The organism is Klebsiella variicola (genome assembly GCF_000828055.2).
Lineage (GTDB): Bacteria > Pseudomonadota > Gammaproteobacteria > Enterobacterales > Enterobacteriaceae > Klebsiella > Klebsiella variicola.
The window spans coordinates 4,033,313-4,050,323 of the sequence record NZ_CP010523.2 but is presented as its reverse complement, the minus strand read 5'-3'; the positions used below and the strand labels follow the sequence as shown (position 1 = coordinate 4,050,323).

Below are 17,011 nucleotides of genomic sequence, written 5' to 3'. Positions count from 1 at the left end.
TATCAACATGATTCCCGGCGGCGCGACGCCCGCCGGGCCCGGGTGGCGAAACGGTCATCCGGGCAGGCGAGGCCGCCGGACCCGGTGACCAAAACCCGCTTACTTGGTGACGTTATCGTACCAGACCATATCGGCGTTCAGCCCCTGCTGATAGCCCTTCACGTTATCGCGCACCACGATCTGGGTTTTCCCCTGGTCAATAAAGACGTATGGCGAATGCTGCAGCAGGGATTCCTGCATCGTTTTGTACAGATCGAGGCGTTTCGCCGGGTCCGGCTCCGCCACCGCGGCGAGGGTGGCTTTATTCAGCTCAGGGATCTGCCAGCCGTTGAGCCCGGCCACGGTGCTGGACTTACCATCGTTCCAGGCAAAGGCGCTGGCGTTGGAATGCGCATCAAAGTAGTCCGGGATCCACAGGCGGATCGCCGCCTGATGCTGCTTCGCGCGTACCCGGGCATAAACCTGGCTGCCGGCGGCCGGCAGCAGATCCACTTTCACCCCGCCCTGGGCAAAGCTGGCCTGCAGCGACTGGGCGATGGTGATAAACGGCGGTTTGTTCTCCACGTCGAGGGTGAAGTGGGCATCCTTAATGCCCGCTTTATCGAGGATAGCCTTAGCTTTTTGCGGGTCGAAGGTGAACGGATTGGTTTCCAGCGCCCCCGGCAGGCCGGCCGGCAGGAAGCTTTGGTGAATAAAGTACTGGCCTTTCAGCAGGTTTTTGGTGATGCCCTCATAATCGACCAGCCAGCGCGCCGCCTCCCAGAAGGCCGGATTATTCAGCAGCGGGTTGGCGCTGTTGGCGGTATTAAACACCAGATAGTTCTGCTCGGCGGACGGGATGCTCAGCACCTTCACGCCGGGTTTATCCTGCAGGGCGGCAATCTGGTCAGCGCCGAGATCGCGGGCCACGTCGGCATCCCCCTGCTGGATCAGCAGGCGGCGGGAAGCCGGGTCGGGGACGTTTTTAATAATGATGCTCTTGATCTTCGGCGCGCCGGTGGGGGAGCTGGCGTTGGCTTCCAGCACGATGGCCTGATGCGGCTGGTAGACGCGCATTTTATAGGCCCCGCTGCCCGCCGAGTGCATCTTCAGCCAGTCGTTGCCGAAGTCATTATTTTTCGCGTTCGGCGCTACCTGTTTTTCATCAACGATGGAGGCGATAGGGGTGGAGAGAATATTCAGCGCCACCGCCGGGCTGACGTCGGCGGTCCAGTGCAGCGTCAGGGTATGGTCATCAATCTTTTTCAGCTGGCTGGCGATGTTGTCCGGCTGCCAGCCGAGCACGTTGAGAATAAACGCCGGCGATTTATTCAGCGTCACCGCACGGGTGTAAGAGAAAATAACATCTTCCGGGCGCAGCGGATTACCGGAGGCGAATTTGGCATCCGGCTTCAGTTTGATGGTCAGGGTTTTCGCCGCCGGATCGGCCTGCCAGCTTTCGGCGAGGATCGGTACGATTTTTTCAGGGTTGTTGCGGTCCGGCTGCACCAGACGCTGATAGAGGCTGGGGACCGTCTGAATGCTGGAGAGTTCGTTCGCTTCCGCCGGGTCGAGGCTGACGATATCGTCGAGACCCTGGGCGACCACCAGCGTGTTGGGCGGCGTAGCGGCATGCGCGGCGGCGGTGAGCGCCGTCAATACCAGTAAAGGCAACAGTTTTTTGGTCATGTGCAATCCCTGAAAAATGGTTGTTTTAATTTTTTATGCCTCGCTACGTTAGGCCGCTTGCCAAAAGGCGTAAAGTCAAAATAAGGATATCCTTATGCTAAAAACGCATATTCAAGATCGACAGGTTATTGCCGGTCGCGCAGAAGCGCCTTTCTCCGCTTCTGGCTTCTTGCTATAACAAATTGTCTATTGCAAGGAGGTGGGTGTGCCGGAAATCAATGAGTTTGGCCAGCAGGTAAACGATCTTGTCCCTGGCTGGCAGGGGGCGCAAGTCCTGCGGCGGACGGCGTTAAATGGCCGTTTTTGCCGACTGGAGCCGCTGGACGTTGACCGTCATGCGGCGGATCTGTTTGCCGCCTATGCGCTCGGCGACAACAGCGACTGGACGTGGCTGGCGTCTACGCGGCCGGAGAGCGTGGCGGCGACCGCCCACTGGATCGCGGGCAAGGTGAATGATGATGCTCTGGTGCCGTATGCGGTGGTTGACCTGCGTAGCGAGCAGGCGGTGGGCATCGTCAGCTATCTGGCGATCGAGCGGGAAATGGGCACGGTTGAGATCGGCCATGTCACCTGGTCGCGACGGATGAAAAACACCCCGCTGGGTACCGAAGCGGTCTGGCTGTTGCTGAAGAACGGCTTTGACCATGGCTACCGTCGGCTGGAGTGGAAATGCGATTCGATGAATGTCGCCTCGCGCCGGGCCGCCGAGCGGCTGGGCTTTAGCTGGGAAGGACGTCTGCGGCAGAGGCTGGTGCGTAAAGGGCGGACGCGCGACAGCGATATGCTGTCCATCATCGACGGCGAGTGGCCTGCGCGCGATGCGGCGCTGCGGGCATGGCTGGCGGCGGAGAACTTTACTGCCGACGGGCAGCAGATCAAACGCCTTGAGGCATTTCGTTAGGCCTGTATGGTGAATGGGCAGAGTGCATTACGCCAGCTCTGCCCATAAAAAGGCTATTTCTCGATCATCTGAATAATTTGATCCCGGTTAATAGCATGCTCATTTCCTGCGATGTCCTCATAGGTGATTAATCCATTATCGTCATCGACCTCGGGTTTTCCGTGGGTGATAATCATCTCACCATTTTTTTTCTCTAATACATAATTGCTGGAACACCCCGCAACGGTGAACGTTAATAATGCCAAACCGAATACTGCAACGAACTTTTTCATTGTGCTACCTGTTGTAAGAAAGCCACGGTGGGCCGCAGAATATGACAGACTAACCAGTTATCGAAAGTGGGTCATAATTAACACCGAATAAAGTATTAACATGGCGACTAACGTAATAACCACAATACAACGTTCAAGGGGCGTGGCCTTTTTCTTAGATTCATCATCTGGTTTTGTTAACATGATATTCTCTCTGTTAGCCCTGTCAGTGCTCCCGATTCCGACACCGGCAGAGGTGAGTTCTCGGCAATATTGTCGGGATGAACGACTTGCTAGTTGTTATTTAATACCCAGAGTTAAAGTAACGATTCCAGTGATAACCATTCAAAGACCCGTTCAGGCATTTTTGGCTAACACAACATTAAAAATATCATTTTTATGGCTGAAGCTGACTATGCCTGCCGCAGACCCTGTTGCGCAGGCAGTACGCTTATTATTTTTTGCGCCCGTAACGGATAAAAATACCTGATATTATCAATGCTCCGGGGCTGGAAACGGCAAACCCCGGATGACGTTATTGCATGATCCTCACCACAATATTAAACAGACGTATTTAATATGATGGGAACAGGCGTTCGCCGCTAAGTTAATATGATGCTATAGGTTCGTCGATTTACAGAATAAAGGTACCTTCAATAACCAGACAGGCTTCGCCTGATAGTTCAACACGTCCGTTATCTTTTATGTGGCAGAAGAGTTCTCCCTTACGGTTGCCACCTTGCTGGGCATGAAGGGTTTTTTTCGCCAGTTTTTCACTCCACAGCGGCGCCAGAAAAGTATGTGCCGAACCGGTGACCGGATCTTCGTTGACTCCCACCTGCGGACCGAACCAGCGAGAACGAAAATCGAAGGTCCGGGATGCGGCCGTGACCACCACGCCACGAGTGTTGAAGGCATTCAAGGCGTTAAAGTCGGGTTTGAGCGCGTCCAGCAGCGCTTCGTCATCAATGACGACAATAATATCGGAGGCTTGCCAGGTTTCACCTGCGTCTTCAGCCAGCCCCAGGGCCTTGAACAACCCTTGCGGCGCGGCGATGGGGGACGGAACAACCAGCGGAAAATCCAGGGTATATTTTCCGTCATGCAGCGTGACGTCCAGCGCGCCGCTGCGAGTGAAAAAACGCACCCGCTCGCGCGCTTGTTGATTGAGCAGCACGCTGGCCGCAGCCAGCGTGGCATGACCGCAGAGATCCACCTCGACGGCCGGGGTAAACCAGCGTAACCCGAAACCGTCAGGCTGCCTGACAACAAAGGCCGTTTCCGACAGGTTGTTTTCCGTCGCAATGCGCTGCAGCACGCTATCTTCAGGCCACGCCTCCAGCAAACAAACCGCGGCGGGATTGCCGGTAAAGGGGCCTTTTGAGAAAGCATCGACCTGATAAAAGCGAATGCGCTGCTGTGAATTATTTTTCATTCATCACCTCAAGGTCATTATAAACCGTATATCGTGTTACCCCCAGGGCCTGAGCCGCCTGCTGCACGCCCCCGCGCATCTTGAAAATACCTTTCGTATGCATTTCAGCGACAATTTTTAAACGCTGCGCTTTTTGTATTTTTTTACCCGGCACTGAATATTTATCAATGATTTCCTGAATTGACTGATCGATCAGCCCACCCAAATTAAGATCGACCGCCTCAGCGGCCTCCGATGGCGATGGCTGCAGCGCGTCAAGGCTTTTGCGTATTTGCTCATAAGGTGAGGGATCGACATTAATACAGAAGGCGATAAGCGGATATCCCTCTTCGCTGTAATAAATTGTCGATGCGCTATTGAGCGTTTTCCCTGAAGCGGTGACGGTTTTATAATCGCTTATGGTTCTCGGCTTGTTGTTATTCGTCTTCTGCAGCAGCAGCGCAAAACCGGTATCTTTTTCCGGACCGGCTAACAAATGATCGCCATTACCCCTGCCGCTAACATGTCCGTTAATGATTTTGATAATGGAATGTTCAGGGGTAGTGAGATTATGCAACACCACCTCCTGATTCGCTGATAATGTCCCCGCCATAGCGTCCATGGCTGCTTCAAGCGGCCCGGCAATCTGTGCAACCTGCTGTGTGTACTCTGATGTCATGGATGATCCTTTGCTTGCATCGTGATCAGGAAGCGATCCCGGAGCGCCATTTTACCATGGGAGATACGCTGACAGGATTAAATTATACGCATAATGTTTAATTATCAACAAAAAGTTGAATTTATAGTTTGGACAGCGTACCTTTTGCTGCAGAAAGCGTCAGCGCTCATGTCGGGTGCGTCTTTATGTTATGGAAATATAATGAGAATTTACGGCGTGATGGCCATTGCCGTTCTGCTGTTGGCCTGCGGAGTCATTCACCCCTTCGGCGACAAAACCGTCTATCAGTCCTATTCAGTATCCGATCGGCCGGGGCTGCAGTGGCGCTATGACTGCATACGCAGCGCCCTGAAGCCGCAAGGCTATGAGGTTGAGCGCATCTTCCCTGAGCAGAATGCGCCAAACTTCTTTGATATTTCGCAGTACGGCACACGAGTCGCCCAGATCGATATGTACCAGGTGGCTGGGGCGAGGACGATAAGTATCACCCTGATATCCGGTGCAAAACAGGTGAATGCTGCTGTTGATAGCATTATTCAGCCGTGCCTTGAGCGCTAAGGGATGCTGGAAAGGTGAGGAGTGTCCTTTCCGCATGGGAAAGGACAAGTGCGGCATAGACGATTAGCGGCGAACCGGCGCGTCGCCAGCGACATAATACGCCGCGGTGCTGCGCGGCAGCGGCTGGCGGCCGCGAATGGCGTCGGCCATCTTCTCGCCGATCATAATGGTGGTGGCGTTGAGGTTGCCGGTGATGATCTGCGGCATAATCGAGGCATCGACCACCCGCACGCCTTCCAGACCGTGGACGCGGCCCTCGCCATCGACCACCGCCATCTCGTCGTAACCCATCTTACAGGTCCCGCACGGGTGGAACGCGGTCTCGGCGTGGTTGCGCACAAACTCATCCAGCTCGGCATCGCTCTGGCATTCTGTTCCCGGACTGATTTCGCGGCCGCGATACTTATCCAGCGCCGGCTGGTTCATGATTTCGCGGGTAATGCGGATGGCGTCGCGGAACTCCTGCCAGTCCTGCTCATGGGACATATAGTTAAACAGGATCGCCGGATGGGCGTGCGGGTCGCGCGACTTCAGGCGCACGTGGCCGCGGCTGGGCGAACGCATTGAACCGACGTGGCACTGGAAGCCGTGCTCTTTCACCGCGTTGGAGCCATTGTAGTTAATCGCCACCGGCAGGAAGTGGTACTGAATGTTCGGCCAGGCGAACTCTGCGCGGCTGCGGATAAAACCGCCTGCTTCGAACTGGTTGCTGGCGCCGATGCCGGTGCCGCCGAACAGCCACTCGGCGCCGATCTTCGGCTGGTTCCACCACTGTAGCGCCGGGTAGAGCGACACCGGCTCTTTGCATTCATATTGCAGATACATCTCCAGATGGTCCTGCAGGTTCTCACCCACGCCGGGGAGATCGTGCACCACCGGGATATCGAACTGCCTGAGCAGCTCCGGGTTACCCACGCCGGAGCGCTGCAGGATCTGCGGCGAGGCAATCGCCCCGGCGCACAGCAGCACCTCTTTGTTGGCCGTCGCTTTTGACGGGATCGTGCTTTCTCCCTCCAGCCACTCGACGCCCACCGCGCGCTTGCCGGCAAAAATAATGTGATCGGTCAGCGCATGGGTGCGGATGGTCAGGTTCGGGCGCCCTCGCGCCTGGTCGAGATAGCCGCGGGCGGTACTGGCGCGACGGCCCTGCGGCGTCACGGTGCGGTCCATCGGGCCAAAGCCTTCCTGCTGGTAGCCGTTGAGATCGTCGGTACGCGGATAGCCCGCCTGCACCCCGGCTTCAACCATCGCCTCGAAGAGCGGATTATTGCCCGGCTTCGGTGTCGTCACGCTCACCGGGCCATCGCCGCCGTGGTAGTCGTTAGGCCCGATATCGCGGGTTTCCGCTTTCCGGTAGTAGGGCAGGCAGTCGAGATAGCTCCAGTGTTCCAGACCCGGCTCTTTGGCCCAGTTATCCAGATCCATCGCGTTACCGCGAATGTAGCACATGCCGTTGATCAGCGAGGAGCCGCCGAGCCCTTTGCCGCGTCCGCACTCCATGCGGCGATGGTTCATGTACGGCTCAGGTTCGGTTTCGTACGCCCAGTTGTAGCGCTTGCCCTGCAGCGGGTAAGCCAGCGCGGCGGGCATCTGGGTGCGGAAATCGAACCGGTAGTCCGGGCCGCCGGCTTCCAGCAGCAGGACGGTGGTGTTTGGATCTTCAGTCAGTCGTGTTGCCAGAACGTTGCCGGCGGAGCCGGCACCAATAATGATGTAGTCAAATTGCAAAAAAACCTCCCGGTTAAAATATGGACTGGAATTTACCCATCTCAACCTGGATGGACTTCACCTGGGTGTAACTCTGCAGCGTCATGACGCCATTCTCGCGGCCAATGCCGGAGTGCTTATAGCCGCCAACCGGCATCTCCGCCGGGGATTCACCCCAGCTGTTGATCCAGCAGATGCCGGCTTCCAGCTGGTGGATAAGACGGTGGGCACGGTTGAGGTTGGGCGTCACCACGCCGGCGGCGAGGCCGTATTCGGTGGCGTTGGCGCGGCGAATGACCTCCGCTTCGTCGGTATAGCTGAGGATCGACATCACCGGGCCGAAGATCTCTTCGCGCACGATAGTCATCTCGTCGCTACAGTCGGTAAACACCGTCGGGGCGACCCACGCGCCGTTATCGAAACCGTCGCCTTTCAGCGCCTCGCCGCCGCACAGCAGGCGCGCGCCTTCGTGTTTGCCGCTCTCGATATAGCGCAGAACGTTGTCGCGATGGGGGAAGCTGACCAGCGGGCCGAAGTTGGTGTCATCGGCAAACAGATCGCCGGGGCGGATGCGGCCCACGCGTTCGAGGATCTTGTGCTCGAATTCCGCCTTCTGTTTCGCCGGGACAAACACCCGGGTGCCGTTGGTGCACACCTGACCGGAGCTGTAGAAGTTGGCCATCATGGCGATATCGGCGGCGAGGTCGAGGTCGGCATCGTCGGCGATAATCAGCGGCGATTTACCGCCCAGCTCCATGGTGACCTCTTTCAGCGACGAGGCCGCGGAGTTGGCCATCACTTTTTTGCCGCTGGCGACGCCGCCGGTGAAGGAGATTTTGGCGATACCCGGATGTTCGGTCAGATACTGGCCGGTCTCCGCGCCGATCCCCGGCAGGACGTTAAACACCCCGTCCGGCAGGCCCGCTTCGCTGTAAATTTCCGCCAGCTTGAGGGCGGTGAGCGGGGTGACCTCGCTCGGTTTGAAAATCATCGCATTGCCGGCGGCCAGCGCTGGCGCCGATTTCCACAGGGCGATCTGGATCGGGTAGTTCCACGCGCCGATCCCGGCTACCACCCCCAGCGGTTCGCGACGGGTATAGACGAAGGAACTGTCGCGCAGCGGGATCTGGCTACCTTCCAGCGCCGGGATCAAGCCAGCGTAATACTCCAGCACGTCGGCGCCGGTGACGATATCGACGGCGGCGGTTTCGCTGAGGGGTTTCCCGGTATCCAGCGTCTCCAGCCGCGCCAGCTCATCGTTGCGCTGGCGCAGAAGGTCGACGGCGCGACGCAGGATGCGCGAGCGTTCCATGGCGGTCATCGCCGCCCAGATTTTTTGCCCACGCTGCGCGCTTTCAACGGCGCGGTCGACATCCTCGCGTCCGGCAGCCTGAACGGTCGCCAGCACCTCGCCAGTGGCAGGGTTGATGGTCTCGAAGGTGCGACCGCTGGTGGCCGATGTATAACCACCATTAATATAAAGCTGCTGTTCTGCCATTCGGGACATAACGCCTCCTCGGTTATGGGTTCGGTAAATGCTGACGAATAAAGTGGCTGGTCAGCGACTGCGCCAGCGTCTTATCCAGCGGTTTGCCGCTGAGCGCCGCCCGCAGCCACAGGCCGTCTATCAGCGCCGCCAGCCCGTAGCCGGCCTCCTGCGCCTGCTCGCGCGGCAGCTCGCGGCGGAATTCGTACACCAGGTTCGACAGCAGCCGACGGCTGCTGACCTGCTGTAACCGATAAAGCATCGGCTGGTGCATGCTGCTGGCCCAGAAGGCCAGCCAGGCCTTCATCGCCGCGCTGCTGATCTGCGTCTCATCAAAGTTGCCGCCGACAATCGCCTGCAGGCGCTGGCTGGCGCTGCCGTCCGGCAGGGCGTGCAGACGGTTGAGCACCGCGTCGCGCAGCTGGCTGGTGATGTCGCGCATGGTCGCCTCCAGCAGACCATTTTTATCTTTGAAATAGTGACTGATGATCCCCGTCGATACGCCCGCCCGTCGGGCGATCTGCGCGATGGTCGCATCATGCATTCCGACTTCATTTATAGCGTCCAGCGTGGCGTCGATCAGTTGCCTGCGCCGGATTGGCTGCATCCCCAGTTTGGGCATTTTTGCCACTCCATTCATCAGCGTTGGTTAACTATTAAAGCGGTTTTTGATTGGACGTTCAATATAAAATGTGTCTTAATTGTTACGTTATTGAATTTTAATAGTTACAAAAACAGTGGGGATACTGGATGACAGATCTTTCGCAAAACAGAGAAAAGGACAAAATCAATCCGGTGGTTTTTTATACCTCGGCCGGACTGATTTTGTTGTTTTCCCTGATGACGATCTTTTTTCGCGATTTTTCTGCCGAGTGGATTGGGCGCACCCTCAACTGGGTGTCGAAAACCTTCGGCTGGTACTATCTGCTGGCGGCGACGCTGTATATCGTCTTTGTCGTCTGCATTGCCTGCTCGCGCTTCGGCTCGGTGAAGCTCGGCCCGGAGCAGTCCAAGCCCGAGTTCAGCTTGCTGAGCTGGGCGGCGATGCTGTTTGCCGCCGGGATCGGTATCGACCTGATGTTCTTCTCGGTCGCCGAGCCGGTGACGCAATATATGCAGCCGCCGGAAGGGGCGGGGCAGACCATCGAGGCGGCGCGCCAGGCGATGGTCTGGACGCTGTTTCACTATGGCTTAACCGGTTGGTCAATGTATGCCCTGATGGGCATGGCGCTGGGATACTTTAGCTATCGTTATAATTTGCCGCTCACCATCCGCTCGGCGCTGTACCCGATTTTTGGCAAACGGATCAATGGGCCCATCGGCCACAGCGTCGATATTGCGGCGGTGATCGGCACCATCTTCGGCATCGCCACCACCCTCGGTATCGGCGTCGTGCAGCTCAACTACGGTCTGAGCGTGCTGTTCGATATTCCGGACTCGCTGGCGGCGAAAGCGGCCCTGATTGCGCTGTCGGTGATCATCGCCACCATCTCGGTCACCTCCGGGGTGGACAAGGGCATCCGCGTGCTCTCCGAGCTGAACGTCGCCCTCGCGCTGGGGCTGATCCTGTTCGTGCTGTTCATGGGCGATACCTCCTTCCTGCTCAATGCGTTAGTGCTGAACGTCGGCGACTACGTCAATCGCTTTATGGGGATGACGCTGAACAGCTTCGCCTTCGACCGGCCGGTGGAATGGATGAATAACTGGACGCTCTTTTTCTGGGCGTGGTGGGTGGCCTGGTCGCCGTTTGTGGGCCTGTTCCTGGCGCGCATTTCGCGCGGGCGCACCATCCGCCAGTTTGTGATGGGCACCCTGATTATTCCCTTCACCTTTACCCTGCTGTGGCTATCGGTGTTCGGCAACAGCGCGCTGTATGAGATTATTCACGGCGACGCGGCCTTTGCCGAGGAGGCGATGGTCCACCCGGAACGCGGATTCTACAGCCTGCTGGCGCAGTACCCGGCGTTTACCTTTAGCGCGTCGGTGGCGACCATTACCGGTCTGCTGTTCTACGTCACCTCCGCCGACTCCGGCGCGCTGGTGCTGGGGAACTTCACCTCGAAGCTGAAGGACATCAACAGCGACGCCCCGAACTGGCTGCGCATCTTCTGGTCGGTGGCCATCGGTCTGTTGACCCTCGGGATGCTGATGACCAACGGCATCTCGGCGCTGCAGAACACCACGGTGATCATGGGTCTGCCGTTCAGCTTTGTGATTTTCTTCGTGATGGCCGGACTGTATAAATCCCTGAAAGTGGAAGATTACCGCCGGGTCAGCGCCAGTCGCGACACCGCCCCGCGTCCGATGGGCCTCCAGGATCGTCTGAGCAGGAAGAAGCGCCTGTCGCGGCTGATGAATTACCCGGGCACGCGTTATACCAAACAGATGATGGAGACGGTGTGCTACCCGGCGATGGAGGAGGTAGCCCAGGAGCTGCGGCTGCGCGGCGCCGCGGTGGAACTGAAGAGCATGCCGCCGGAAGAGGGCGAGAACCTGGGCCACCTCGATCTGCTGGTGCACATGGGCGACGAGCAGAACTTTATCTACAAGATCTGGCCGCAGCAGTACTCGGTGCCGGGCTTTACCTATCGGGCGCGCAGCGGGAAATCCACCTATTACCGGCTGGAGACCTTCCTGCTGGAGGGCAGTCAGGGTAACGACCTGATGGACTACAGCAAAGAGCAGGTGATCACCGATATTCTCGACCAGTACGAGCGGCACCTGAACTTTATCCATCTGCATCGGGAAGCGCCGGGGAACAGCGTGATGTTCCCGGATGGCTAATCAGGGGAGCCCCCGTCGGGGAAAGGCTGACGGGGGCGACGGGCGGTTACGGGTAGTTAAAGGCGTCCGGATGGTTGTCGAGGCTGCCGCTGAGGGCGGCAAACAGCACGGTTTTGCCATCGATGGACAGGGCATCGCTGACGTTAAGCCAGGTCAGCTTCTCCTGGTCGGTTTTTTCATCGACCACCGAGTACACGCCGGACATCTGTTTGCTTTTCTCGGACCAGATCACCGCGATACGTTCATGACCGCAGTCGTGGGGTTTGCAGGCGCTTAACACCTGCCAGGATTCGCTACCCAGCTTCACCGTCTGCGCCGGTGAACCGGTGCCGCCGGTGGTTACCCAGGCGGGTAGCTGATGGCCTTTGACCATCTGGTTAAACGACGCCCGGGTGGCGGCATCGTGGGCCAGACTGTTCAACGTGACATCGCCTTGCGCCATGACGCTGGCGGAGGCGGCTAAGGTGATGATAGCGGTAAGCGCTTTAAACATGTTTCCTCCTGGACTTATTCCGTCCTCATAACAAGCCTCTTTATAGTGAGCGTAGGGAATGATTAATGCAAACTCTGACATATTTTCTGTGAATGATTAGAAGCGGTGCGCGCATGGACGTTACGCTAAGCGATATGCCATGATGCGGATAGATTTATTTTCCAAATATATGCCCTTGTGATAAAGCAGTCAGCGAAATGGCATAGTTATTCAGGCGATAAAGCATGGCGTATGTGAATCATCTACTGACGTTTATTGAGAGTAATCCGGCGCTGGCGGTGGGGTTTAATCTTATTCTGCTGCTGGTCTCCGGCATATTTGCCCATCTTTTATGCAAGTTCTTGCTGATTAAAGTGGTGCGTAAGGTCTTCTTTAGTAGCCACAAACAGGATGTGCCGCTGGAGAAGGATCGACGCATCGCCGAAAAACTGTCCAATTTCATTCCGGTTATTATCGTCTATTACGTCCTGCAGTTTATGCCGGCGATGCCGGCATCGCTGGTGACGGCGATTAATACCATCTGCGGGATCTTGTTTTTTATTTTTATGTCGGTGTTTTTCAACGAGATGCTGGATATTGTCAACAGCTCTTATCTGCGAAAGACCAAACGTAAAAATCATTCCATTAAGGGCTATATCCAGATAGGCAAAATCTTAGTTCACATCCTGGCGGCGATTATGATCCTCGCCGTGATGTCGAACAAATCGCCGATCATTATTATCTCCAGTCTGGGGGCCGTGGCGGCGGTGCTGATGATCGTGTTCCAGCATACCCTGCTGTCGCTGGTGGCGAACGTTCAGTTGTCGTCTAACGACGTTATCCAGCTGGGGGACTGGATTGAAATGCCTGACAAGAACCTCAGCGGTGAAGTGACGGATATCGCGCTGCACACCATTACCATCCGCAACTGGGACAATACCATCTCCCGCATCCCGACGAAGAATTTCCTCACCGAGACCTATACCAACTGGCAGGCGATGTTCTCCTCCGGGGCGCGGCGGATCATGCGCAGTATCGCCATCGATCAGCACTCGGTGCGTTTTCTCGACCAGGAGATGCTCTCCTCGATGCTAACCATCCGCGGGGTGAGTGAGCCTTTGGGCACGCTGCTTGACGGCCGGGATCCCGGCGGCGTGGCCGACCGCTGGTTTGTCGATAACGGGCTGACCAACCTGACCCTGTTTCGCCACTATCTGATGCACTATCTCGCCGAGCGACCGGATATTATTAAGGAGATGTACATTGTGGCGAGAACGCTGAAACCGTCGCCGTCGGGCATCCCGCTGGAGATTTACTGCTTCACCTCCTCGACGCTGTGGAAAGACTACGAAAACACCCAGTCGGCGATATTTGAGTACATTACCGCGGTGGCCGGACAGTTTTCCCTGCGACTTTATCAGTATCCCGCCGGGCACGATTTCTGGCGTCTCTCCCAGGAGCACGCCGCCCGGACGGGCCTGCCGCCGTCGGCCGAAGGCTAAGCGCTGATTTGCTGGCGCCAGAGGGCGATCTCCTCCCCCAGCCAGGCGATGAACCGGGCGACTTCCGGCCGGTTCTCCGCCTGCGGGGAGACGGTTAGCCAGTAGTGCCAGGGGTAGGGGACGGTGACGGCGGTGAGCTGCACCAGCTCGCCGCGGGCTATCGCCCCCGCCACCAGCGAGCGCCGCTCCAGCGCTACGCCGGCCCCCAGGCGGACCGCCTCCAGCACCAGATTGGAGTCGTTCAGACGCAGGCCCGCGGGGACGATCGGCTTTTCCAGTCCCGCCTGGCTGCACCAGGCATGCCAGGACTCCATGGAAAAAATAATATCGCTGGCGGCGATCGCCTGCGGGGTGGTCGGCAGGTCGCCGCTGCGATAATGCGGCGCGGCCACCACCAGTTGTTCATCGGCAAACAGATGCCGGCTTTCCATCCCCTCCCAGTCGCCTTGCCCCATGCGAATGGCCAGATCAATACCCTCCTGTTGCAGGTTAACCACCGCCAGGCTGGTCAGCAGGCGCACCGCGATCTGCGGATGCCGCGCCTGAAAGCGCGCCAGCCGCGGCAGCAGCCAGTGGCAGCCAAAGGAGGGGAGCGTCGCCAGGGTCACTTCCAGGGTGCGGGGTTTGATCTGCACCATGCGCGTGGCGTCGGCGATGTGCTGTAACGCCTCGCGGATTTGCAGGGCATAGAGCCGTCCTTCTTCTGTGATGCGCACCCCGCGGCCGTGGCGGATAAAGAGCGTGACGCCGACCAGCGCTTCCAGCTGTTTGATGTGCTGGCTGACCGCCGAATGGGTCACGCTCAACTCGTGGGCGGCCTGCGTCACGCTGCCGAGGCGCGCCACCGCCTCAAAGCTGCGCAGGCTGGCGACAGGGGGAAAATCTGCCATGGTGGTTTCTCTGTCAGTGAGTCGATACGTTAACGTTACTACCGGGTTAGCGGCTTTTAAAGCCGCTGCAAACAGGCTGAAAAGGAGCCAAATGCTGCCTCAGTCGGTATAGCACAAGGGGAACTGGAGGGCTACCGCGAATCGCCAATCTGTTAGTTTGACTAACCATTGCGGTAAGTATCCCGTGATATTCGCGGCCTCGGTTTTCCAGTAAGGTAAAGCCGCAACCCCTTTATCGCAGGCAGGAGTGACGATGAAACTCATTGGTATGATGGATTCACCTTATGTAAGACGCGTGGCGGTTTCTCTGGCGCTCTATGGCGTGGAATTCGAGAGCCTGCCGCTCTCGGTCTTTAGCGGCTTTGACGAATTTTCCCGTATTAATCCGGTGGTCAAGGCGCCGACGGTGGTGCTCGATAACGGGACGCAACTGATGGACTCCACCCTGATCCTCCACTATTTCGAAACGACCAATCCCACCGGGCGCCGGCTGCTTCCCGCGCATCCCGAGGCGCTGGCCCGCGATCTGCACCTGCTGGGGGTGATCCTCGCCGCCAGTGAAAAAGCGGTCCAGCATGTTTATGAGCACCGTCTGCGGCCGGAAGAGAAGCAGCATCAGCCGTGGATAGCCCGGGTGACCGGCCAACTGCTCGCCGCCTGTCGGGAATGGGACGCCCGGCTGGCAGACCGCGCCGCCGCCGCGCAGCCGGATCAGGTGCTGGTCACCAGCACGGTGGTCTGGTCCTTTATCCAGTTGATGATCCCGGCGGTGGTGTCGGCAGCGGCGTTTCCTCATATCCGCGCGCTGGCGGAGAAGGGGGAGGCGCTGCCGGTATTTCAACAGTATCCGCTGGTTTAACGGCAGGGATGGAGAGGGGCGCCGCAGCGTGGCGCCCTGAAGCAGGAGAGGATCACCAGCAGACAAACCCGCCGTCGACCACCAGGTCTACGCCGGTGCAGAACGAGGCGGCGTCGCTGGCGAGGAACAGCGCCGGGCCGGCCATCTCTTCCACCTTCGCCATTCGCTGCATCGGCGTCTGGCTTTCAAACTCGCGGGTCTGGTGCACCATCTCCGGACGGGTATTCATCGGCGTGGCGGTATATCCCGGGCTGATGGAATTGACGCGGATCCCTTTGCCCACCCACTCCATCGCCAGGCTTTTCGACAGATGGATCACGCCGGCTTTAGAGCAGTTGTAATGTGCCTGGTCGAGGCCGCGGTTAACGATAATCCCCGACATCGAGGCGATATTGATAATCGACCCGCCGCCGGACTCCAGCATCAGTTCCGCTTCCGCTTTGCAGGAGTTCCATACGCCGGTGAGATTGATATCGATCACCCGCTGCCATTGCTCGCTCTCCATCTCCAGCGCCGGATTGGCGTTGGCGATCCCGGCGGCGTTGACGGCGATGTCGAGGCGGCCAAAGCGGTTTTTGGCCAGCGCGACGGCGGCGCGCAGGTCGGCAATCTGGCGGACATCGCCGGTATAAGAACAAGCCTGACCGCCGATGGATTCAATATGGCTGACCGTTTCTGCCAGCCCGCCGTCGTCGCGAAGATCAAAACAGACTACCCGCGCACCCGCGCTGGCGAGGCTGCAGGCGATGGTCTGGCCGATACCGCTGCCGGCGCCGGTGACGAAGGCGACGCGCCCCTGCAGGTTAAACAGCTGCTGTGCAAAATCTTTACCGATCATAATGTTTACTCTCTTCAATATAGTGTCGAACGTCGGGAGCCCTGTTTCCCGAATGGCGGCGCGTAGCGCCTTATCCGGGCAACCTTTCGGCGGTGTTACGTAGCCCCGGTAAGCGAAGCGCCACCGGGGGGCCGTCCCGGCGTGGTGGCGCCAATGCGGGACGCCTTATTCGGGCGATGGGGCCCGCTAACCCGCGGGGGATTACGACATAATCAAACCGCCATCGATATTGATGGTCTGCCCGGTGAGATAGCGCGCGTCGTCGGAGGCGAGGAAGGCCACCAGCCCGGCCACGTCTTCCGGTTTACCGGCGCGTTTCATCGGAATGCCCTCGACCCACTCGGCCATCAGTTCGCCCTTGCCGTAGCGCTTCTGCTCGGTGCTGAGAATTTCGCCCCACACGCGATCGTTGTAATCCCACATTTCGCTTTCAATAATGCCCGGGCAGAAGGCGTTGACGGTGATATTCCACGGCGCCAGCTCGTGAGCCAGGCTTTGGGTAATGCCGATCACGCCCATTTTGCTGGCGGCATAATGCGGCGTGTAGATAAAGCCCTGTCGCCCCTGGCCGGAAGAGGTATTGATCAGGCTGCCGTGATTCTGTTTCACCATATATTTGGCCGCCTCGCGGCAGCACAGCCACACGCCGGTGGTGTTGACCGCCAGCACTTTTTCGAAATCGGCTTTTGGCATCCGGTCGTAGTAATCGATGGTGATCACCCCGGCGTTCTGAATGGAGACGTCAATGGTGCCGAAGCGCGCGGCGGCCTGCTCATATAGCCCCTGAACCTGGGCTTCATCGGTGACATCGACCTGCAGCGATAAAATATCCGCCTGATAGCGCTGACGCAGGGTTTCGGCGGTCTCGTGAACGCGCTCGGCGTTGGAGACCATCACCAGATTCGCGCCGTCGCGGGCAAAGCGCTCCGCAATACCTGCGCCGATGCCGCGGCAGGCGCCGGTGATCACCACCGTTTTGTTCTGGAAATCTCGTTGCATATT

17 protein-coding genes are annotated in these 17,011 nt (G+C 58.1%); 6 read left to right on the top strand and 11 right to left on the bottom strand.

Annotation, left to right across the window (positions count from 1 at the left end; translation table 11 throughout):
- Positions 1-99: 99 nt before the first annotated feature.
- Positions 100-1,668, bottom strand: coding sequence for an ABC transporter substrate-binding protein (locus tag SP68_RS18995; RefSeq protein ID WP_008805560.1), 1,569 nt, complete (start codon positions 1,666-1,668; stop codon positions 100-102).
- 205 nt (positions 1,669-1,873) lie between these two features.
- Between SP68_RS18995 and SP68_RS18990 the strand changes: the two genes are divergently transcribed.
- Positions 1,874-2,569, top strand: a complete 696-nt coding sequence (locus tag SP68_RS18990) for a GNAT family N-acetyltransferase (RefSeq protein WP_023339762.1) — start codon at positions 1,874-1,876, stop codon at positions 2,567-2,569.
- Between the two features lie 53 nt (positions 2,570-2,622).
- Here the strand turns inward: SP68_RS18990 and SP68_RS18985 are convergent, their stop codons facing one another.
- Positions 2,623-2,841, bottom strand: a complete 219-nt coding sequence (locus tag SP68_RS18985) for a YgdI/YgdR family lipoprotein (RefSeq protein WP_022064792.1) — start codon at positions 2,839-2,841, stop codon at positions 2,623-2,625.
- A gap of 100 nt (positions 2,842-2,941) precedes the next feature.
- Between SP68_RS18985 and SP68_RS27925 the strand changes: the two genes are divergently transcribed.
- Positions 2,942-3,310 carry a hypothetical protein gene (locus tag SP68_RS27925; RefSeq protein WP_123837055.1) on the top strand — a complete coding sequence of 123 codons (369 nt, stop codon included), beginning with the start codon at positions 2,942-2,944 and terminating at the stop codon, positions 3,308-3,310.
- A gap of 144 nt (positions 3,311-3,454) precedes the next feature.
- On the opposite strand, the gene SP68_RS18980 is transcribed toward SP68_RS27925, so the two are convergent.
- Both SP68_RS18980 and SP68_RS18975 read right to left on the bottom strand, forming a co-directional pair.
- Positions 3,455-4,255: a PhzF family phenazine biosynthesis protein gene (locus tag SP68_RS18980; protein WP_022064793.1), complete on the bottom strand. Its 801-nt coding sequence runs from the start codon at positions 4,253-4,255 to the stop codon at positions 3,455-3,457.
- Positions 4,245-4,913: a helix-turn-helix transcriptional regulator gene (locus SP68_RS18975; RefSeq protein ID WP_022064794.1), complete on the bottom strand. Its 669-nt coding sequence runs from the start codon at positions 4,911-4,913 to the stop codon at positions 4,245-4,247. Before SP68_RS18975 ends, SP68_RS18980 begins: the two co-directional genes overlap by 11 nt.
- A gap of 201 nt (positions 4,914-5,114) precedes the next feature.
- On the opposite strand from SP68_RS18975, the gene SP68_RS18970 reads away from it, so the two are divergent.
- Positions 5,115-5,471 (top strand): hypothetical protein, encoded by a 357-nt coding sequence (locus SP68_RS18970; RefSeq protein WP_040976038.1) that lies wholly within the window; start codon positions 5,115-5,117, stop codon positions 5,469-5,471.
- 63 nt (positions 5,472-5,534) lie between these two features.
- On the opposite strand, the gene betA is transcribed toward SP68_RS18970, so the two are convergent.
- Genes betA through betI form a run of 3 tightly spaced genes read right to left on the bottom strand, consistent with a single transcriptional unit; the run spans position 5,535 to position 9,286 of the window.
- On the bottom strand, positions 5,535-7,199 hold the full coding sequence (gene betA, locus SP68_RS18965; protein ID WP_022064795.1) for a choline dehydrogenase: 1,665 nt from the start codon (positions 7,197-7,199) through the stop codon (positions 5,535-5,537).
- 13 nt (positions 7,200-7,212) lie between these two features.
- Entirely contained in the window at positions 7,213-8,685 is a 1,473-nt protein-coding gene (gene betB, locus SP68_RS18960; protein ID WP_022064796.1) for a betaine-aldehyde dehydrogenase, read from the bottom strand.
- A gap of 13 nt (positions 8,686-8,698) precedes the next feature.
- Positions 8,699-9,286, bottom strand: a complete 588-nt coding sequence (gene betI, locus SP68_RS18955; protein WP_004151671.1) for a transcriptional regulator BetI — start codon at positions 9,284-9,286, stop codon at positions 8,699-8,701.
- A 128-nt stretch (positions 9,287-9,414) separates the two neighbouring features.
- Between betI and betT the strand changes: the two genes are divergently transcribed.
- Complete coding sequence (gene betT / locus SP68_RS18950) at positions 9,415-11,448, top strand: choline BCCT transporter BetT (protein WP_040973817.1); 2,034 nt, start codon at positions 9,415-9,417, stop codon at positions 11,446-11,448.
- A 46-nt stretch (positions 11,449-11,494) separates the two neighbouring features.
- Here the strand turns inward: betT and ivy are convergent, their stop codons facing one another.
- A complete protein-coding gene (gene ivy, locus SP68_RS18945) occupies positions 11,495-11,941 on the bottom strand; it encodes an Ivy family C-type lysozyme inhibitor (RefSeq protein WP_023322205.1) in 447 nt (148 codons plus the stop codon).
- Positions 11,942-12,165: 224 nt separating this feature from the next.
- Here ivy and SP68_RS18940 point away from each other — a divergent pair, with 224 nt between their 5' ends.
- Positions 12,166-13,422, top strand: coding sequence for a mechanosensitive ion channel family protein (locus SP68_RS18940; protein ID WP_040973819.1), 1,257 nt, complete (start codon positions 12,166-12,168; stop codon positions 13,420-13,422).
- Here the strand turns inward: SP68_RS18940 and SP68_RS18935 are convergent.
- The gene (locus tag SP68_RS18935) at positions 13,419-14,312 is read right to left on the bottom strand and encodes a LysR substrate-binding domain-containing protein (protein ID WP_023322206.1); all 894 of its coding nucleotides are present in this window, start codon (positions 14,310-14,312) and stop codon (positions 13,419-13,421) included. The two genes, SP68_RS18940 and SP68_RS18935, sit on opposite strands and share 4 nt — an antisense overlap.
- A gap of 253 nt (positions 14,313-14,565) precedes the next feature.
- Between SP68_RS18935 and SP68_RS18930 the strand changes: the two genes are divergently transcribed.
- Complete coding sequence (locus SP68_RS18930) at positions 14,566-15,171, top strand: glutathione S-transferase (RefSeq protein WP_023287352.1); 606 nt, start codon at positions 14,566-14,568, stop codon at positions 15,169-15,171.
- A gap of 52 nt (positions 15,172-15,223) precedes the next feature.
- Here the strand turns inward: SP68_RS18930 and SP68_RS18925 are convergent, their stop codons facing one another.
- Entirely contained in the window at positions 15,224-16,009 is a 786-nt protein-coding gene (locus tag SP68_RS18925; protein WP_023297198.1) for an SDR family oxidoreductase, read from the bottom strand.
- Between the two features lie 201 nt (positions 16,010-16,210).
- A complete protein-coding gene (locus SP68_RS18920; protein ID WP_002893589.1) occupies positions 16,211-17,008 on the bottom strand; it encodes an SDR family oxidoreductase in 798 nt (265 codons plus the stop codon).
- Positions 17,009-17,011 lie beyond the last annotated feature (3 nt).

What these genes read in the sequence shown, in the direction of transcription:
- SP68_RS18980 (WP_022064793.1), bottom strand. Translation starts at nt 4,255, where the DNA reads ATGAAAAATAATTCACAGCAGCGCATTCGCTTTTATCAGGTCGATGCT.
- SP68_RS18995 (WP_008805560.1), bottom strand. Translation starts at nt 1,668, where the DNA reads ATGACCAAAAAACTGTTGCCTTTACTGGTATTGACGGCGCTCACCGCC.
- ivy (WP_023322205.1), bottom strand. Translation starts at nt 11,941, where the DNA reads ATGTTTAAAGCGCTTACCGCTATCATCACCTTAGCCGCCTCCGCCAGC.
- SP68_RS18925 (WP_023297198.1), bottom strand. Translation starts at nt 16,009, where the DNA reads ATGATCGGTAAAGATTTTGCACAGCAGCTGTTTAACCTGCAGGGGCGC.
- SP68_RS18940 (WP_040973819.1), top strand. Translation starts at nt 12,166, where the DNA reads ATGGCGTATGTGAATCATCTACTGACGTTTATTGAGAGTAATCCGGCG.
- SP68_RS18930 (WP_023287352.1), top strand. Translation starts at nt 14,566, where the DNA reads ATGAAACTCATTGGTATGATGGATTCACCTTATGTAAGACGCGTGGCG.
- SP68_RS18985 (WP_022064792.1), bottom strand. Translation starts at nt 2,841, where the DNA reads ATGAAAAAGTTCGTTGCAGTATTCGGTTTGGCATTATTAACGTTCACC.
- betB (WP_022064796.1), bottom strand. Translation starts at nt 8,685, where the DNA reads ATGTCCCGAATGGCAGAACAGCAGCTTTATATTAATGGTGGTTATACA.
- SP68_RS18920 (WP_002893589.1), bottom strand. Translation starts at nt 17,008, where the DNA reads ATGCAACGAGATTTCCAGAACAAAACGGTGGTGATCACCGGCGCCTGC.
- betT (WP_040973817.1), top strand. Translation starts at nt 9,415, where the DNA reads ATGACAGATCTTTCGCAAAACAGAGAAAAGGACAAAATCAATCCGGTG.
- betI (WP_004151671.1), bottom strand. Translation starts at nt 9,286, where the DNA reads ATGCCCAAACTGGGGATGCAGCCAATCCGGCGCAGGCAACTGATCGAC.
- SP68_RS27925 (WP_123837055.1), top strand. Translation starts at nt 2,942, where the DNA reads ATGGCGACTAACGTAATAACCACAATACAACGTTCAAGGGGCGTGGCC.
- SP68_RS18970 (WP_040976038.1), top strand. Translation starts at nt 5,115, where the DNA reads ATGAGAATTTACGGCGTGATGGCCATTGCCGTTCTGCTGTTGGCCTGC.
- SP68_RS18975 (WP_022064794.1), bottom strand. Translation starts at nt 4,913, where the DNA reads ATGACATCAGAGTACACACAGCAGGTTGCACAGATTGCCGGGCCGCTT.
- SP68_RS18935 (WP_023322206.1), bottom strand. Translation starts at nt 14,312, where the DNA reads ATGGCAGATTTTCCCCCTGTCGCCAGCCTGCGCAGCTTTGAGGCGGTG.